Here is an 18,196-nt window from a genome sequence, read left to right as displayed (position 1 = left end):
ACTTACCGCGACGAGTTTCCGAAGAAGTCTAATCATTTATATGGATTTTATGTATTCCATTTAAATGATAGGTCATGGAGATAGAAGAAACAAATAAACCAATGATCTCTCCCAAATCATGGCGATCCGAGATCACAGTTGGTCTATCAACGAATCACTTATTATACTGTTTAATTGGTAAGGCTCAACGTCCTTCTCATTTAAGCTATCATTGAGTTTGCTAACCAGGTCTTTGATATTAGGTTCATAAAACATACTTTCGTGATCACCAGGAACGAGGTGAAGTTCAATCGGTTGACTTGTATAATTTTCCCACCAATTCAAAGTAGCATTATATTGAAACATTTCTGTAAGTTTTTTTGCTTTAAACAAAATAAATTTGGTGGTAATAATTGGCATTTTATATTGAGTTAACATGTTTTCTCTATGCCACTGCAGCTCTAATAAAAATTTGGAGTTACTGACATTATTTTCCACATATTTCTTTAGAATTCTTGAGTTTTGTTCTTTCATAACTTCTTGAAAATAAACTTCATTGTTTTGTAGGGTAGGATAAAATGCCCAACCATCAAGGGAGATAATAGAAATCACTATTTCCCCTTTTTCTTGTAATTGTTTCGCCATTTCAATAGCGACAGTACAACCAAATGATGCACCACCAAGTAAGTAAGGCCCATTGGGTTGAATAGTCTGAATCGAATCGATGTAGGCGCTTGCCATTTCTTCTAATTGGTTGAATATCAATTGATTCTTATCAAGCCCTGGATCCTGTATTGCATAAAGTGGCCGATCTTTATCTAAATACTGTCCAAGGAGTTTGTACCAAAAAACACTTCCACCAATTGGATGTACCAAAAACAGAGGTGTTTTTTCTCCTTCTGTTTTAAGAGGGATGATATTATTTTCAGAAGAATGGTTGCTTATGCAATCGGTTATCTCACGAGGTATATTCTCTATTTCCTTGGCTAAAGAGCATATTGTGGGAAAATCGAATAATATTCTAACGCTCAATGCAAGTGAAAATTGTTCCTGGATGTGTGACATTATATTCATTGCTGATAGTGAATTACCGCCGAGCTCGAAAAAATCATCGTAAATTCCCAAATTATCTATTTTTAAAACAGAACACCAGATATTTTGTAATGCTTGTTCAGTAGAATTATTTGGCGCTGCATAATTAGTACCCGAACGTAATCGTCTAGATGGAATGGGTAAAAATTTTCTATCTATTTTACCGCTTGGGGTATTTAAAAATTTGTCAACAACATAAAATCGAGTTGGGATCATGTACTCGGGAATGTTCTTTTTTAATAAGGTTCGAATATCCAGAGCTGATATTTGAGAATTTTGTTCCAATATTAAATAAGCTGATAAAAACATAGAATCATCTTGGTTCCGTTCCGGTTTTACAATACATTGATGAATTGAAGGAATTTTTTCCAAATGAGATTCAATTTCATTCACTTCTATCCTATATCCCCTGATTTTCACCTGATTATCACATCGGCCATGGTATTCTATAGTTCCATTTGAATCCCATTTGACGAGATCTCCTGTTTTGTACAATCGATCATTTTTATTGTTACTGAAGGGATTAGGCAGGAATTTCTGCTCAGTCATTTCAGGGTTGTTTAAATAACCACGTGCTAATCCATCTCCAGAAATATAGAGTTCTCCCATTATTCCTGAAGGAACAGGCTGCATTTCTGTATCCAACACATACACTTTTGTGTTCATTATTGGTTTACCTATTCGGCTTATATCTCCTTTTGCATCTTTTGCTGTACACGTAAAAGCAGTTGTATCGATGGTAACTTCCGTTGGACCATAAAGATTATGTAGTTTTGCACCTGAACAGTTGTGTTTAAAAAAAGTATTAATCGTTTCTGGCAAAAGAGCTTCACCGCCACAAAATACATCGGTGAGTGATTTACAAGAACCGAATTCTTGAGTAGATCCCAATTCCTTTAGCATGGAAGGAACGATCTGCAGGACACTGACTTTATTCTCTCTGATTAGACGTATCATTTGAATGGGGCTGGTATGTGCATCATTTGGAGCAATAACCAGCTTACCACCAACCAGAAGCGGCATAAAAAACTCCCAAACAGAGGCATCAAATGAGAAGGGGGTTTTCTGTAAAAATACATCTTTATTTTTAAAAGAGTATTGTTTCTTCATCCATAACATGTGGTTACAAATAGCTTGATGAGAGATTGCCACGCCTTTGGGTTTTCCTGTAGTTCCAGAAGTATAAATGACGTAGGCTAAGTCTAAGGGTTTGTTAATCACTTGAAGATTTTCATGAGATAGATTTTTTAAATTTAAAAAGGAGTTTATCTCAATACTCTTACCAGTGAATCCCTGAGGCTTTTTCTTTATGGATTCTTTATCTGTTATCAACAGGTTAGTTTTACTGTCCATTAACATGTATGAAATCCGTTCATCAGGATAATTAGGATCTAAGGGCAGGTAGGCTCCTCCTGATTTTAAAATGCCTAAAATACATATAATCATTTCTATGCTGCGGTTTAAAGAAATCCCTATCAGGTCATCTTGTTTTACACCTTGAGATCTTAAATAATGCGCTAATTGGTTAGCTTTTAAGTTAAGTTCTTCATAAGTTATTGATTTATCTTTAAAGACGGCAGCTATTGCGTCAGGTGTTTCAGAAACCTGCTCTTCAAAATATTGGTGAATCGGTTTTTTATAATCATAATCACAGTGTGTGTTGTTCCAGACTTGCAATAAATCATTTTTTTCTTTTTTACCAATTATTGAAAGCTCGAATATTTTTTTATCAGGATTGCTTATTATATCTTCTAATAGAGTCAGCAAATGTTCATTCATATTTTTGAAAAAAGCATAAGATTCTGCATGTGAACTATAATTTGTTTTGTTATCAAGATAAAACCAGGAACAATCTTCTGAAATACAGATATTTAATTTTTTATTACCAATACAGGATGCCATTTCCTTTGAGTCAGCAAAAGTGATACTGACTTCAATATGACTAGAAGAATTATTTAATTCTGGGTAACGGATGAAAATATCTTTAGTATACATTTTATTTTCAAATAACTTATCCTGTTCTTTTGAAACAAATGTCAATGTTTCCATAAAGGTCATAGCACTATCAAATTGTGTTGTTAAAGGCACGTAATCTGATAAAAGCTGATTTAAACCAGGATCATAATTGTTCAATTCTGAATTAATGAGCTCAACTGAGTGGTTACTGTAATTATTTAATCGATATAGGTAAATTAAGAGGGCTGTTAATAGGATATTTTTTAGCGGCCGATTCTTATTGGAGAATTTTTTCAATTTTGCGAGTAATTGACCAGGGATTTGAGTTGCTGTTTTCCTTTCGTGGAAGGAATATTCTGTTGCGTCTAATTGGGATAATGGAGATAAAAATGAATCCTTTTCTTGAGAACATTTCAAAAATTCATTGACCCAAAATTTCTCTGTTTTAGGATTTTTAGCAGGACAAGCTGATAGTTTTTCGAAAAACTCAGGTTCAATTGTGTCAAGTTGTGAGTTGCAAGTAATCTTAAATAAGCTGATTAAGCGCTCTATTGAGTATTTTTTTCCCTTAAGATCAGTAAGCTCTAATATCACTATATCCGATGTTCCGGTAGCTACTTGTAACTTCCCATTCGAATTATTCACAACGGTACCTGGTTTTATTCCTGAAGATGTATTTAATTTTTCATATGATTTTACAACAAAAATCTCCCTATTAATCATGATCTTGGGTATTTCTAGTTGATTGGTATAATTTCCAAAGGTTAAAGCCCTGCACAGGCGATCAATACTTTCTGAAGATTGATCCCAGGAAATAAATCCAAAATTTGTGGGTTTATCTTTTAGGCCATAGTAAGAACGGTAGGATAAATCTTGTTTAACAGGAGTTGCCGTGTTTGCTGAAAGCTCTTCAACAAGTTCACGAAATGAGTAAATGGCCTGTTCATAACATTTTAGATTTAAACTAAACGCTGTATCCAGATCATCTATTGGAAAGGATGGTTGCTTTAGAATATCACCCGCATCTATCACTTCATTCATAATGTGCCAACTAATACCATGTTGAGTTTCACCATTAAGAATCGCCCACGAAGTGGCATACAATCCAGCGTATTTGGGTAATGGAGAGTTGTGATAGTTTATGGCGAAATAACGAGGGAGCCTTAAAATTTTTTGAGGAATGATTTCACTGTTCACTATGCTAAACAGGAAATCAAATTGTTCGTCCGTATGATTTTTTTCAAATTCCTTAATGCTTTCGATATAAGAAATGGAATTGGCTGTACACCATTTTTTTATTTTTTCTGAGGGAGATATCATGCCAAGTAATTTATGGCCTCCAGCTAATAGGATATCTGCACATTGAAGGGTTATATTAGCTTCACCGATAATATAGCAACTAAATGAGTTGTTTTTAACCATAGTGCTCCATGCTTTCAGACTGTATCGATTAAACAAAGCCATATTTTAATTGAATTGAGCCTTTTTGGTCAAGTTTGATTAAAATTGGATCTTGAAAATCATATAAAATAAGATCATTATTTATCTATGGAAATCAAAGGACACTTATCCTTTCAGGACGCGAAACCATCCTGCCTGCAGCTGAGAAGGTTCACGTTTTCAGGGAAGATCAGGGGTTTAAAATGTATGAAATATCCTACAGACGATATTAGTTTTCTGGTCATCATTTATGACACTTTGCAAAGCATTTAAATTTAATAGATAGTTAATTAAGTGGAGACAATCTGATATTAAAAGTAGGATTCAAGTTAAAAAATCTATGTACTAATCTTCTTATTAGTAGCATCGATATATAACTTTTCCTTTCAGTGTAAAAGCCAGCAATCAGAATTCGCATTAATTGGTTTAATCCCTGATGATTGCTGGCTTTTTGTTAAGTCCATAAATCATCAAGAGCAATTTGCGAAGAGATCTCAATATTCATATTATCTGTTATCACCATTGAATCCCCATTGTAAGGCTCTGTAGCAGTTACTTCTATAACAAGAGTTTCGTTATTTGATGCTTCAGCTAGTTGAGCGTCAGTAATTGCAGCATTGGCAGTGTTAAGTGCCAAATCTTGGGTTTCAGTAGCGCTTGCAACAGCGATGGTTGCATCATTTACCTCTTCTTGAGCTTGTGTTTGAGCCGTCACTTTGACTGATAAATCTTCTTCAGCTTGAACGACTGTTTGATTGGATAACTCTATATTAGATGCAGCAACATCCAGAGATTGCTCTACTACTACCTTTTGGGAATTTAATTCTTCTGCACTAGAGGCAACAGCACTTAATTCGGCATCCAAATTTTCAATGCTTGCATTGGCTTCTGCTATCAACACTTCCTGTGCATCAATACTTACATCAATAGTGGAAATAGCAGAATCCAATGTAGCCAATTGGCTATCCAAAGTGGCTATTTGTGTATCAGTGCTGTTCATTTCAGCTGCTGTTGCGTCCATAGCAAGCAATGATTCGTTCATATCACTTTGTAAGGTTGCAATAGCTTGCTCTTCTGTTGCTTTAGCTGCAAGTGCTATCTGTAAATCTTGTTCCAATTGAGTAGCATAGGCGGTGGTTGCAGTGCCAGCAGTAGTATCAGTAGCAGCCGTGGCATCAGCGGTGGCGGCGGTAGCAGCCGTGGCATCGGCGGTAGCAACAGTGGCATAGGCGGTAGCAGCCGTGGCATCAGCGGTGGTAACAGTGGCATCGGCGGTGGCAGCCGTGGCATCGGCGGTGGCAACAGTGGCATCGGCGGTGGCAACAGTGGCATCGGCGGTGGCAGCCGTGGCATCGGCGGTGGCAACAGTGGCATCGGCGGTGGCAGCCGTGGCATCATCGGTAGCAACAGTGGCATCGGCAGTGGCAGCCGTGGCATCATCGGTAGCAACAGTGGCAGTGGCGGCTATCGCTTGTAATTGAGTTTCTATGGCTGCGATTTCAGCATTTAATTGACTAATTATAGTATTTTGTTTAACGGCAATGGCTGTTTCTATTGTCGTCATGGATTGCTCAAGCTCATTCATTGAGGCTAACAAAGTTGCTTTTTCTGTCTCAGCCTGAGTTTTCTGGCTTTCAATTTCGACCCTTTGCGCAGTTAAATCGGCTTTTTGCAGTTCTAAAGTGGCTTTTTCCAGGGAGGCAGTAGTACTTATTCCTTCTTCAGTAACCCGAGCAGTACTCAACATGTCTTGTTGAGCCTCCAAATTATTTAGTTCATTATTTATATTTTCTAATTCTTGAGCTAACGTATCATATTCTGCCATTGCAGCATCTCTTGCTGCAGTCGCTGCTGTCAGAACAGCTTGTTGATCCGTAACTTCTTGGGCTGCAGCTTCCAAAGCCAATTCTTTATGTGCCAACACAAGTTGTGCTTCGCTCAGGTCTTCTTTGGCTTCATAATATAAGTTGATTTTATTGTTTGCTTCGGCCACAGCAACTGTTGCTTTGTCATCGGTTAGTATATGTAAATTAGCCAATTCTTCAGCAGTAAATTTCCATGAGCCTTCACCAATGTTTTGTCCGATAGCGTTTCCCAAATCATCAACAAAGCTTGATGAATCTGATAATCCCGAGATTTGAGCGGATAATATTTCTCGTCCACTGGTATCATTAACATGGGCGTTTATATCTAAGTCAATAACCTGTCCTTCAAGACCATTATTGATGTCTGTTACCTCTAAAGTTGGCAAGTCAGCAACCGGATTTATAAAAATAGTTGCAGTAGCAACATTAGTACTACCATAATTATCAATTATGGTATAAGTTAAGGTGTCATTGATGATATTCCCTGCAGTATCCACTGAGGCATAGTCGGAATGGGACAGTTTATATACGAAACTCCCATCAGTTTGTACTATTATTGTATTCCCCGCTGTTGTAGTAAAGGTTCCTGCAATTACTGAAAAATTATCATTTTCAATGTCAAAATCGTTGGCTAATAATCCATTACTTGCGTCTACTATAAAATCCTGGCCTTCCTTTGCTACCAAACCCGGTTCACCCAGCTGTTTGGTATAGAAATCATCAAAAGCAAAGGCTGAAAAATTTAAATATTCAACAGTATTTACTGCGAGATTTAAGGTATTAAAGAGAAATATACCAAAATGATTATCACTCCATCTGGCTAAATCATTTTGAAAACTGCTTGAACTATAGAAGGAGTAATCCATACTCATAACAAGAGTATCAATACCACTTTGGCCTATGACAAGATCAAAATTATCCAAATTTTTATTGACATCATAAATAATGGTATCATTACCGCTTCCCGCTAATACAATGTCATTACCATCCCCTGCATCAATAATATCATTACCACTTCCTGCATTGATTAAATCATTGCCTTCACCTGAATCAATGGTATCATTACCACTACCGCTTACTATGATATCACCGCTACTTGTTCCCTCAATTGAATCACTCCCACTAGTACCAATAATAGTGCTCATGACTAATACAACCTACAAGTGAGTGATTATCTTTAAGAAAGGTAAAAATTAAACCTAAAATATTTAAACCACTCATAATACAGATTATGCTTGCTTATCTTTAGAATTATAGTACAAAAATTGAACAATTCAAGAAATGTTTTTCAATGGGTCGTAACTCCATGAGTCTGTCACATCGCTAACTTCATGAAAATGTTTGCAACCTTGAAAGAATAGGACTGATTTTTAGTCTATAATTTTATCTAGTTGTATAATAATTAAAGAATCACCATGGTAAAATCTAATGAACAAACCGTGTTGCAACAAATCTATATTTGCTGCAAAAAAGCCTTTATTTTTATTGGGTTGTTCAGTTTTTTTATCAATATTTTTATGCTCACTGTTCCTATCTATATGATGCAAATCTTTGACAGAGTATTAGCTGGCCATAGTTATCAAACGTTATTATTTTTAACTTTGATAGCGATCTTTGCCTTATTAATACTTTCTTTATTGGAAATGGTGCGTTTACGTATAGCAGGAAGGGTCAGTAATTGGTTGGATGAGGTCTTGAATCCTGCTGCCTTGCTTTATAGCCCTGATCAAGTCTTAAAAGGAAATAACTATCCCCATATGGTTTTAAAAGACATTGCTCAGTTGAAATCAACACTTTCTGGTAATGTTCTGTTTACCTTATTTGATGCACCTTGGGTACCTATTTATTTATTAGTGATCGCGTTTATAGCGCCACTCTTGGGTTTCGTTGCTGCTTTAGGTGCCGCCATTCTTTTTGCGATTGCAGTGATTAATCAAAAGATAACTCAACAAGTTCAGGATAAGGTTAATGACATGAGTATGATGAATGTATTTAATACATCCAATTCATTAAGGCATGCTGAAGTGATTCAATCTATGGGGATGTTAAAACCTTTGATTGCAAGTTGGCAGGAAAAAAATAAAAAGGCTTTGGTTATAGCGGATCAATTAAATCAAACGAGCAGTATTATTGTATCATCGAGCAAGTTTATACGATTGACGTTACAAATTTTTATTTTAGCTTTGGGGGCCTATCTGGTTTTGATTAATCAAATCACAGCAGGCATGATGATTGCAGCATCTATCTTAATGTCTCGTGCACTTTCACCTCTTGATCAAGCGATAGGAACCTGGAAACAGTTTCAGAGCAGTAAGCAAATATTGGAACGTTTGAAAAATCATTTTCAAGTCATGCAAGAGAGAGGAGGGGGGATTGTCTTACCCACGCCCAAAGGATTAGTTAGTATCGAGGAATTGCATTTTTGCGGTGTTGGTCAAGGCAATAAAATGATTATTAATGGAATAAATTTGAAAATTAAACCAGGAGAAATTCTGGTTTTAATCGGACCTTCAGCAGCAGGCAAAACCACTCTGGCTCGTTTAATTTGTGGCGTATTAAAACCCTCATCTGGAATAGTCCGGTTGGATGATGCTGATGTTTATCAATGGGAACGAAGTGATTTTGGGCGTCATATCGGTTATTTGCCCCAAGATATAGAATTATTTAATGACAGCATAAAAGCCAATATAGCACGATTGGGAAATATAGATGACGAAGCGGTAATCAAAGCAGCACAAATGGCAGGATGTCATAGCATGATACTGAATTTGCCCAATGGATATGAAACTATAATTCAACCTAACAATGTTCAATTGTCTGGTGGACAAAAGCAGCGTATCGCGTTAGCTCGAGCTCTTTATGGTCAACCTCAATTAATTGTCTTGGATGAACCTAATTCCAATCTGGATAACGAAGGGGAAATCGCACTTGTAAATGCTTTAGTTCAATTGAAAAAAAGTAAGGTTACTGTAGTGATTATTTCTCATAAACCTAATCTATTGCAATGTGCCGATACTATTGTAGTTTTGAATGAAGGGCGTATACAAATGGAGGGAGGGAAGGAAAAAATACTAGCTCGACTTCAGCAAATCAAGACAAATTATCAACAAAGAAGCGGCTATGGAATGGGATAAATTACATAAGCAATTACCTAATTTACCGAAAGAGCCTCATTTTGAGGAACCAAAACGTTTCGGGTTGATTATTCTTTTTGTATTTGTGGGTGGCTTTTTGCTTTGGGCTTTTTTGTTTCCATTGGATTCAGCTGCAATTGCTGATGGCTATTTTATAGTGGAAGGTGAAAGAAAAACTATTCAACATCTCGAGGGAGGGATTATCAAGGAAATCTTGATAGAAGAAGGCAAAGAAGTGAAAGCAGGGGAGGTGTTAATTAAACTGGATGATACTCAGGCAAAAGCCAGCCTGGATTTATTGCAGGGTCAAACCTGGGAGGCTCTTGCCTCCGAAGCGAGAATTTTAAGCGAATTAAATAATGAAGAAAAAATTGATTTTCCAGAGGAGCTACTTAAAGCAAAAATTAATCCCAAAGTTAAAAAAATTATTGCAGGTCAACAAAAACTATTCACTGCTAATAACAATTCATATCAAGGACAAACGTTAGTCTTGAAGCAAAGAATAGAGCAATTTAATAAGCAGATAGAAAGTTATCAGGCACAAGAGAAGTCAAGTGATACTCAATTAAAATTAATAGAAGAAGAAATTACAGCTGTCCAATATTTAGCAGATCGTAAATTAATAGATAAACCGCGCTTATTGGCTTTGAAAAGGGAGGCTGCGAAGCTATTAGGTGATCGAGATGAGTATTTGGGAATGATAGCCAAAGCACATCAGGGTATAGGTGAAACCCAGTCTCAGTTGTATGCTTTGGCTGAGACCAAGAGGAAACAATTATTAGAACAATTGCGCTTGGAGCAACAAAAATTGGCTGATTTACAAGAAAAATTAAAGGCTGCTAGTGATGTCTTATCACGAACGATTATCATTGCTCCCCAGGATGGCATAATCTTGGGTTTGAAAAAGCATACTATAGGAGGAGTGATTACTCCGGGCCAGGACATTTGTGACATAGTACCTTCTTCCAAATATTTGATTCTGGAAGTGCATATTAGCCCGAGTGATATTGATATAGTGACACCTGGACTGCCGGCAAAAGTACGTCTAACTGCTTATAAGCAGAGAGTTGTGCCTATTGTTGATGGCATTGTAAGTCAGATATCTGCCGATGTGTTTGAAGAGCCCAATACTAAGATACATTACTATAAAGCCAGAATACAACTGTCACCTAAATCACTCAAAACCTTGCAAAATGTTAAGCTTTATCCAGGTATGCCAGCTCAAGCCATGATTATTGTGGAGCGGAGAACAGCATTTGATTACCTAATTACCCCGTTGCTTGATAATTTCAGAAAGGCCTTCAGGGAAGAGTAGGGATTTAAAAGGTATGGAATATCCTACAGACGATATTAGTTTTAGGGTTTGGCCAATTTCTTTTTAGATTTTCCAATGCGACTAATCAAAACATAAAATAAGGGTGTAAACACCAAACCAAAAAAAGTCACTCCTAACATCCCACTAAATACAGCAACACCAAGTGCACGTCGCATTTCAGCACCTGCTCCTGTAGCGATAATCAAGGGAAAAACACCGAGGATAAAAGCGAAAGATGTCATCAGAATTGGCCGCAAACGGAGTCTTGCCGCCTGGATGGCAGCCTTCCAGCGATTATAACCTCTGTTTTCAAGTTGGCGGGCAAATTCAACAATCAGAATGGCATTTTTCGAAGCAAGACCAATCAGTACCAGAAAACCAATTTGGGTCATGATATTATTCTCCATACCAAGAATTTTAACTCCAAGCATGGAGGAAAAGATGCACATTGGTACGATTAATATAACGGCTAAAGGCAAAGTCCAACTTTCATACTGAGCAGCTAGCACAAGGAAAATAAAAATTACACCTAGAGTAAAGGCCATTATTGCTGTATTACCTACCATTTTCTGTTGATAAGCAATCTCTGTCCACTCATAACCAATACCATCTGGAAGATTATCTCGAGCCAGTTTTTCCATAGTAGATAATGCTTCATCAGAACTGTATCCTGGGGAAACGTCCCCCTGCAAATCAATGGCAGGGTAGAGGTTGAAACGAGGCATGCGCGATGGAGCAACGGTATTTTCTATTTGCGCAACCGAACCAATAGGAACCATATCACCGTTATTACTTTTGACTTTGATTCGTAAAATATCATCTTCCGTATGACGATATTCTGCATCGGCTTGCGCAATAACACGAAAAGTTCGACCAAGATAATTGAATTCGTTAATAAATACGGAGCCAAGGAAAACTTCCAGAGCTTCAACGACATTAGCATAGGGCACGTTGAGTTGTTCAACCTTCTCTCTGTCAATTTTCAAGTGAAGACGTGGTGTCGACTTTTCAAAAAAAGTAAACACCGACGTGGTGGCTTTGGCTTGATTGGCGGCATTGATCATTGTCTCCGCAGCTTCCATTAATACGTCAGTTCCTCGCCCATCTCTGTCCTGAAGCATCATTTTAAAACCGCCTGCATTTCCAATACCACGGACTGGTGGAGGAGGAATTACCACGACAATGGCTTCTTTAATTGTACTTAATTCTTGTCTTAATCGACCAAGAATATCGTTATAATTTATCCCCATACGTTTTCGCTCTTCAAATGAAAGCAGGGGAGTAAAAATTGCTCCGGCATTGGATGAATTAGTAAAGGTGGCGCCGGAAAAACCTGTAAAACTAACGGTATGAGCAATTCCCGGAATCGCTAAAATTTTATTGACCGCTTTTTTGATCACAGCATCAGTACGAGCCAATGAGGCTCCTGCTGGTAACTGGATTGCAACAATAAAATATCCTTGGTCCTGTCGAGGAATAAAACCACGCGGTACATAAACAAAAAGGAGTAATGTGATCGAAATAAAAACACCATAAGCAACGAGCATGAACGCTGTTTTACGAGTAAGGTTAGCAACTAGTTTGCCATACTGGCGGGAAAATCCCTCCATCAATCGATTAAATCCATGTAAAAAACCGTAAATTGGTCTTTTCCACCATGCAATTTTTTCCTTTTCTAATGTTTCATGATGGGATCGGAGTAATAATACCGCCATGGTAGGAGTGAGAGTTAAGGAGACAAACACGGAAATAGCGGTAGCGACTGCAAGAGTAGTCCCGAATTGCTGATAAAATCGTCCAGAAATTCCCCCTAAAAAGACTGTAGGTAAAAACACGGCAATTAAAACCATCCCCATAGCGACCAATGCTGATCCCACCTCGGTCATAGTTTTTCTGGCAGCATCACGAGAATTCATACCAGCCTGGATGTTACGTTCCATATTTTCAACTACAACAATAGCATCATCAACCACAATGCCAATGGCCAGAACCAAGCCAAACAGGGTCAGATAATTCAATGAAAATCCAATGACATTCATAACAGCAAAGGTTCCTATCAAGGATACTGGAATAGCCACCACTGGAATGACAGAAGCCCTCCAGGTTTGTAGAAAAACTAAAATCACTAGCACAACCAGGGCAATAGCTTCGTAAATAGTATGAAATACCGCATCAATGGATTGTTGAACAAACAAGGTAGGATTATAGGCGATTTCATAAGTGATCCCAGGTGGAAAATCTTTGGCAATTGCTTTCATAGTAGCAATGATTTCCTGAGCGGTTGCTAATGCATTGGTTCCAGGTCGTTGATAAATAGGCAATGCGACGGCAGGATACTTGTCTAAATAACCTTTGCTCAGGTAATTTTGTGCGCCTAACTCAACTTGGCCAATATCTTTTAAGCGAACAATACGTCCATCTTCGCCTGATTTGACAATAATATTTTCAAATTCTTCTTTTTTAACCAATCTTCCTTTGGTTTCAATATGGTACTCGAAGCCATATTGGGTTGTTTGGGGTTGCAGATTAAGTGTACCGCTGGCAACCTGCACATTTTGGGCTCGAACGGCCGCTAAAACATCATTGGCAGTTAAATTGTAAGTATTCATTAAATCGGGATTGATCCAAATCCGCATGGCATATTCACTGGCTCCAAATACACGCACATCTCCAACCCCTTCAATTCGTCTGATTTTATCGCGTATATGCAAGACCGCATAATTACCAATGTATGTCTGATCATACTGGCCATTTGGTGAGTACAGGTTAACTACCAGCATCAAATCAGGAGAGTTTTTATTGGTGGTAATCCCTAAGCGACGTACCTCCTCTGGTAGTTTGGGTTCAACAACAGCTACTCTGTTTTGCACCAATACCTGAGCTTGATCGAGATCTGTCCCAAGTTTAAAGGTTATTGTCAGGCGCATTTGTCCGTCATCAGTGGATTGGGAGTCCATATATAACATGTTTTCTACGCCGTTTATCTCCTGTTCAATAGGGGTCGCTACAGTGTCGGCAACTATTTTTGCGTTAGCTCCAGGATAAGAGGCTTGAACCTGAATCGTAGGAGGAACTACTTGTGGATATTGCTCTACTGGTAAATTGAAATAAGACAATACCCCCACCATAACAATGATGATAGAAATCACCGTTGCAAATATTGGCCTATCAATAAAGAAAAGGGCTATTTTCATCCAATAAATCCTTTTAGTGGTTGGCACGTGTAGACACTTGCATACCTTAAGCCGTATCAAACCTATATTGACTTCAATGAATAAAATTACAAAACGTAACGGATTTAATTTTCAGTCAATTTCATCATAACAGGTTTAACTTCTTGATTCGGCACATGAATTCGTTGAATTCCATTAATTACAACATGTTCATTACCTTTCAACCCACTTCGAATAATGTAAAATCCACTTTCGCGTAGAGGCCCTAATTCCACATAAACTCGCTTCACTTTGTTTTGTTTATCAACAATGTACACAAATTTGCGTGCTTGATCCGTATTTATTACTTTATCAGGGAGTAGAATCGCTTCATATTCCCCGCTTCCTACCAACTTCACACGCCCAAATAAACCAGGATAAATTACGGCATCCGGATTAGGGACAAGCGCTCTGGCCTGAATAGTTCCTGTTCCTGTATCAATCACATTATCTAAAAAATCCACTTCTCCTTGATGAATATAATCTTTCTCATCAGGCAATTTAATTAGAACTGGAGTTGGTTTTTTCTCTGAGCTGACTCTTTTGCCTGCTCGATCAAGACGTATGTATTTGAGCAAATCATTTTGACTTGTCTCGAAATAAAAATAAATGGGATCAACAGAAACTACTTTAGTCAATATCGTGTCATTCATGCGGATCAAATTACCAACACTCACGAAATCACGGCTTATTTTGCCGCTAATTGGCGTTTTGACTTCGGTAAATTCCAAATTCAATTTGGCCTCTTGAACTTTGGTTTCAGCAACTTGTAAATCTTGAAATCTTTGGTCAATGACCTCCGCTGAAATAAATTTCTCTTTTTGTAGTTTCAGGGCACGTTCATATTGCGCTTTAGCCAATACATATTGAGCTTCTGCTCTTGCTAAAGCGTATTTGAAAGGACGCTGATCGATAACGAACAGAGTATCTCCTTTTTTTACCATCTGGCCATCGTTGAACTTAATTGCTTCTAAATAGCCTGTTACTCGTGCGCGAACATCCACTTCTTCTACTGCTTGAAATCGTCCGGTGTATTCATCCCACTCTACAATTTTCTTTTTTACCGGCAAAGCGACATCAACTTCTGCAAGAATTTGCCCTGTGGGCTTACTGGATTCTGAGCTACAGGAAGTAAGGACAGGAATAATCAAGATAGCCAATAGGCTGACAACCATTGCAAATATTTTATTCATTGTTGTCTATCTCTAATGATTAATGCAGTGGTGATTTATGATCCAATGGATAAGCTTAGTTTAGCTTATAAACACGGATTCTGCTTAATCGGCTGTTACTTTCTACCAAATTCTATTTGCCTACGAATATTTTGTTGAGTAATGTTCAAATGGTAATGAGTGGTTTTGCTAAAATAGATTTATTAACAGGAGAATTGCCCATGGACAGTATAGAATGTGTTGTTGTTGGGGCTGGAGTCGTTGGATTAGCTATAGCAAGAGCATTCGCACTGTCGGGGCATGAAGTCCTCCTTCTTGAAGCTGAAAATGCTATAGGAACTCAAACGAGTTCACGTAACTCAGAAGTGATACATTCTGGTATTTATTACCCAACCGGTTCCCTTAAAGCTAGATTTTGTGTTCAAGGGCGACGTCTTTTGTATGATTATTGTCAGTCACACAATGTGCCTTTTCATCGTTGTGGAAAATTGGTAGTTGCCACCTCGGAATTGCAGATAGAAAGTTTACATGCAATTAAGACAAGAGCCTTGGCTAATGGTGTTGCTGATATTATGGAAATTAGCCCAAAAGATGTTATGCAGATGGAACCAGAACTGGAATGCGTAGCAGCACTGTACTCTCCCTCAACAGGCATTCTGGATAGCCATGCTCTAATGCTCGCTTATTTGGGAGACGCAGAAACGGCCGGTGTTATGCTTGCTCTCAATAGTGCTTTAGAGAAAGGAGAAATTACAAAACAAGGGTTTAAATTGAAGGTGGGGAAAACAACCGTAGCATCGAAAATCCTTGTTAATAGTGCTGGTTTTCGTGCCCCAACTGTCGCTCGGATGATAAATGGCTTTCCTGCCGCAAGGATTCCTCCTGAACTGTATGCTAAGGGTAATTATTTTTCATTCTCTGGAAAACCACCATTTTCGCGCTTAATCTACCCAATTCCTGAACCAGGTGGTCTTGGTGTGCATGTCACAGTAGATCTCGCCGGGCAAGTTCGTTTTGGTCCGGATGTCGAGTGGGTTGATAGAGTTGATTATAGTGTGGATCCCAGGCGAGCAGATCAATTCTATTCTGCGATTCGTCGTTATTGGCCCCGTTTGCCAGATAAATCATTGACACCAGCCTATAGTGGAATTCGGCCTAAAATATCAGGACCTGATGAACCTGGTGTCGATTTTATAATCCAAGGGCCAAAAGATCATGGCATTCCAGGTCTTATCAATCTGTTTGGTATTGAATCACCTGGTTTAACTTCCTCATTAGCGATAGCTGCTGAAGTGACAGCTTTACTATCCTCTTAAGATTCTCACGGATAAATACTCATTATTTGGCATTGTTACATTCAAGAACTAGACGTTATCTCAATGCAGGCAGCATTTGAGAGAGATAATTTTTTCTGCACTTAATTTGATATATCTCCAAAAGAAAAACTCGACACTTATTATTATCCGCTCCCTTATGGTCGCGGCTCGGATTAAAACGTAAACCGAGCCGCGACCATAAGGGAGCGGATAGAGCGGGAAATAAAATCGCGCTATTTTTTGACAAAAAAAGACTATTACCTTTTACCTACCCTTAATTTGGATTAAAAATTAACAATATTGCCTTTTTTATGGATAACAAATAATTGTCAGTCTAAAATGAAATCAATAAGAGGAAGATTGCAAAAATGGATAAAAACTTCCTGGAAGTGGAAATATTAAAGAGTGAAAGGCTCAGAACGACGATTCTTGCGCTTGTTTTTACTTTATTATCTTTAATGTGGACAATATTTATAGCCCACTCTCCTGAAAAATATTACAAACTCATGGGAGAAGACACATCTGTTGTAATAATACCAGGCTATTTGGGACTGATTGCCTGTTATTTTTTTTTAGTGCGTAAAGTAATTAATCAATATCTCAATCATAAGAAAACTTTGCCAATATTGATACGCTATTTTAATGCTTTTATTGAAGTGAGTATTCCCACTGTGTTGATTATCATCATGATGCACTACCTAATACCTTTATACCTTCTTCTAATGCCACCTCTATTGGCTTATTATGTTTTCATTGTGCTTTCTGCCTTGACATTAAGTGAGCGAATATGTCTCTTTTCAGGGATAGCCGCTGCAATTGAATATTTAAGCCTCTCTTATTATGTTCTGAATTATACTGATACTTCCAGAATAGAACCTTTTTTGACTGCCTGGTATGCCTTTGTGTCTCGAGGAATGTTGCTGCTGATTGGCGGAATGGTTACGGCGTTCATTACCTCTCGGATCAAAAGGCAACTGTTTGCAAGTTATAATGCTCAGAAAGAACGGGAGAGAATTGAAAGTATTTTTGGTCAGCATGTTTCTCCAGAAGTTGCCTCCAGATTATTATCAAAAAATGCTAATGCCAGTGAATATCTTCCTGCGTGTGTTATGTTTTTGGATGTACGAGATTTCACCCATTTTTCGGAACAAAATAAACCGTCGGTAGTGGTTAATTATTTAAATAATTTTTTTGAATATGCGGTTGAGATTATTCATTGCAATAAAGGCATTATTAATAAATTTTTAGGAGATGGCTTTATGGCAGTTTTTGGTGCGCCGATATCAAGTGGTAATGATGTTGCTAATGCAGTGCAAGCCGCATTGGCTATTATTAAACGCTCAGAAGAAGCGAAAAAAAATAATAAATTTGGGCTTAAACTAGGCATTGGTCTACATTTTGGCTATGTGATAGCAGGTACAATAGGTACTAAAAGACGACTTGAGTATACCGTTGTGGGAGATGCGGTTAATGTTACTGCTCATATTGAACAGCTTAATAAAACTTATAATTCAAGTATCTTGATTTCAGAGGATGCTTTTAAAAAATTACCGGAAATCAAGGCTGAATTGATTGGGAGTGTGGTACTTAAGCATCGAGAAAAGCCAATGAAAATATATAGGCTGGTTTGATGTAATTGATCCAGCTGGTTTAATTAATTACTTCAGTGTTTTCTTAAGAAGTAGATGAGGGCTCTATTAGTAATGAGGCGTAAA

8 protein-coding genes are annotated in these 18,196 nt (G+C 37.8%); 4 read left to right on the top strand and 4 right to left on the bottom strand.

The genetic code is table 11. The features are described 5' to 3' along the window. Positions 1 to 132: 132 nt before the first annotated feature. Both ACZ5EK_RS11105 and ACZ5EK_RS11100 read right to left on the bottom strand, forming a co-directional pair. Positions 133 to 4,449 carry an amino acid adenylation domain-containing protein gene (locus ACZ5EK_RS11105; RefSeq protein ID WP_464429625.1) on the bottom strand — a complete coding sequence of 1,439 codons (4,317 nt, stop codon included), beginning with the start codon at positions 4,447 to 4,449 and terminating at the stop codon, positions 133 to 135. 472 nt (positions 4,450 to 4,921) lie between these two features. Continuing rightward, positions 4,922 to 7,477, bottom strand: coding sequence for a hypothetical protein (locus tag ACZ5EK_RS11100; RefSeq protein ID WP_464429624.1), 2,556 nt, complete (start codon positions 7,475 to 7,477; stop codon positions 4,922 to 4,924). Between the two features lie 270 nt (positions 7,478 to 7,747). Here ACZ5EK_RS11100 and ACZ5EK_RS11095 point away from each other — a divergent pair, with 270 nt between their 5' ends. Both ACZ5EK_RS11095 and ACZ5EK_RS11090 read left to right on the top strand, forming a co-directional pair. Continuing rightward, positions 7,748 to 9,466, top strand: coding sequence for a type I secretion system permease/ATPase (locus ACZ5EK_RS11095; RefSeq protein WP_464429623.1), 1,719 nt, complete (start codon positions 7,748 to 7,750; stop codon positions 9,464 to 9,466). After that, a complete protein-coding gene (locus ACZ5EK_RS11090; protein WP_464429622.1) occupies positions 9,453 to 10,781 on the top strand; it encodes an HlyD family type I secretion periplasmic adaptor subunit in 1,329 nt (442 codons plus the stop codon). Before ACZ5EK_RS11095 ends, ACZ5EK_RS11090 begins: the two co-directional genes overlap by 14 nt. 41 nt (positions 10,782 to 10,822) lie before the next feature. Here the strand turns inward: ACZ5EK_RS11090 and ACZ5EK_RS11085 are convergent, their stop codons facing one another. Together ACZ5EK_RS11085 and ACZ5EK_RS11080 are read right to left on the bottom strand one after the other, a co-directional pair. Next, on the bottom strand, positions 10,823 to 13,975 hold the full coding sequence (locus ACZ5EK_RS11085) for an efflux RND transporter permease subunit (RefSeq protein WP_464429621.1): 3,153 nt from the start codon (positions 13,973 to 13,975) through the stop codon (positions 10,823 to 10,825). A 104-nt stretch (positions 13,976 to 14,079) separates the two neighbouring features. Continuing rightward, complete coding sequence (locus ACZ5EK_RS11080; protein ID WP_464429620.1) at positions 14,080 to 15,186, bottom strand: efflux RND transporter periplasmic adaptor subunit; 1,107 nt, start codon at positions 15,184 to 15,186, stop codon at positions 14,080 to 14,082. A gap of 200 nt (positions 15,187 to 15,386) precedes the next feature. Here ACZ5EK_RS11080 and ACZ5EK_RS11075 point away from each other — a divergent pair, with 200 nt between their 5' ends. Both ACZ5EK_RS11075 and ACZ5EK_RS11070 read left to right on the top strand, forming a co-directional pair. Next, the gene (locus tag ACZ5EK_RS11075) at positions 15,387 to 16,481 is read left to right on the top strand and encodes an NAD(P)/FAD-dependent oxidoreductase (RefSeq protein WP_464429619.1); all 1,095 of its coding nucleotides are present in this window, start codon (positions 15,387 to 15,389) and stop codon (positions 16,479 to 16,481) included. 368 nt (positions 16,482 to 16,849) lie between these two features. Next, positions 16,850 to 18,112 (top strand): adenylate/guanylate cyclase domain-containing protein, encoded by a 1,263-nt coding sequence (locus ACZ5EK_RS11070; protein WP_464429618.1) that lies wholly within the window; start codon positions 16,850 to 16,852, stop codon positions 18,110 to 18,112. Positions 18,113 to 18,196 lie beyond the last annotated feature (84 nt).

It is taken from the genome of Legionella sp. JM-2024 (assembly GCF_055389095.1).
Note: the sequence above shows the minus strand (reverse complement) of the source record. Positions and strands in the feature narration are given on the sequence as shown.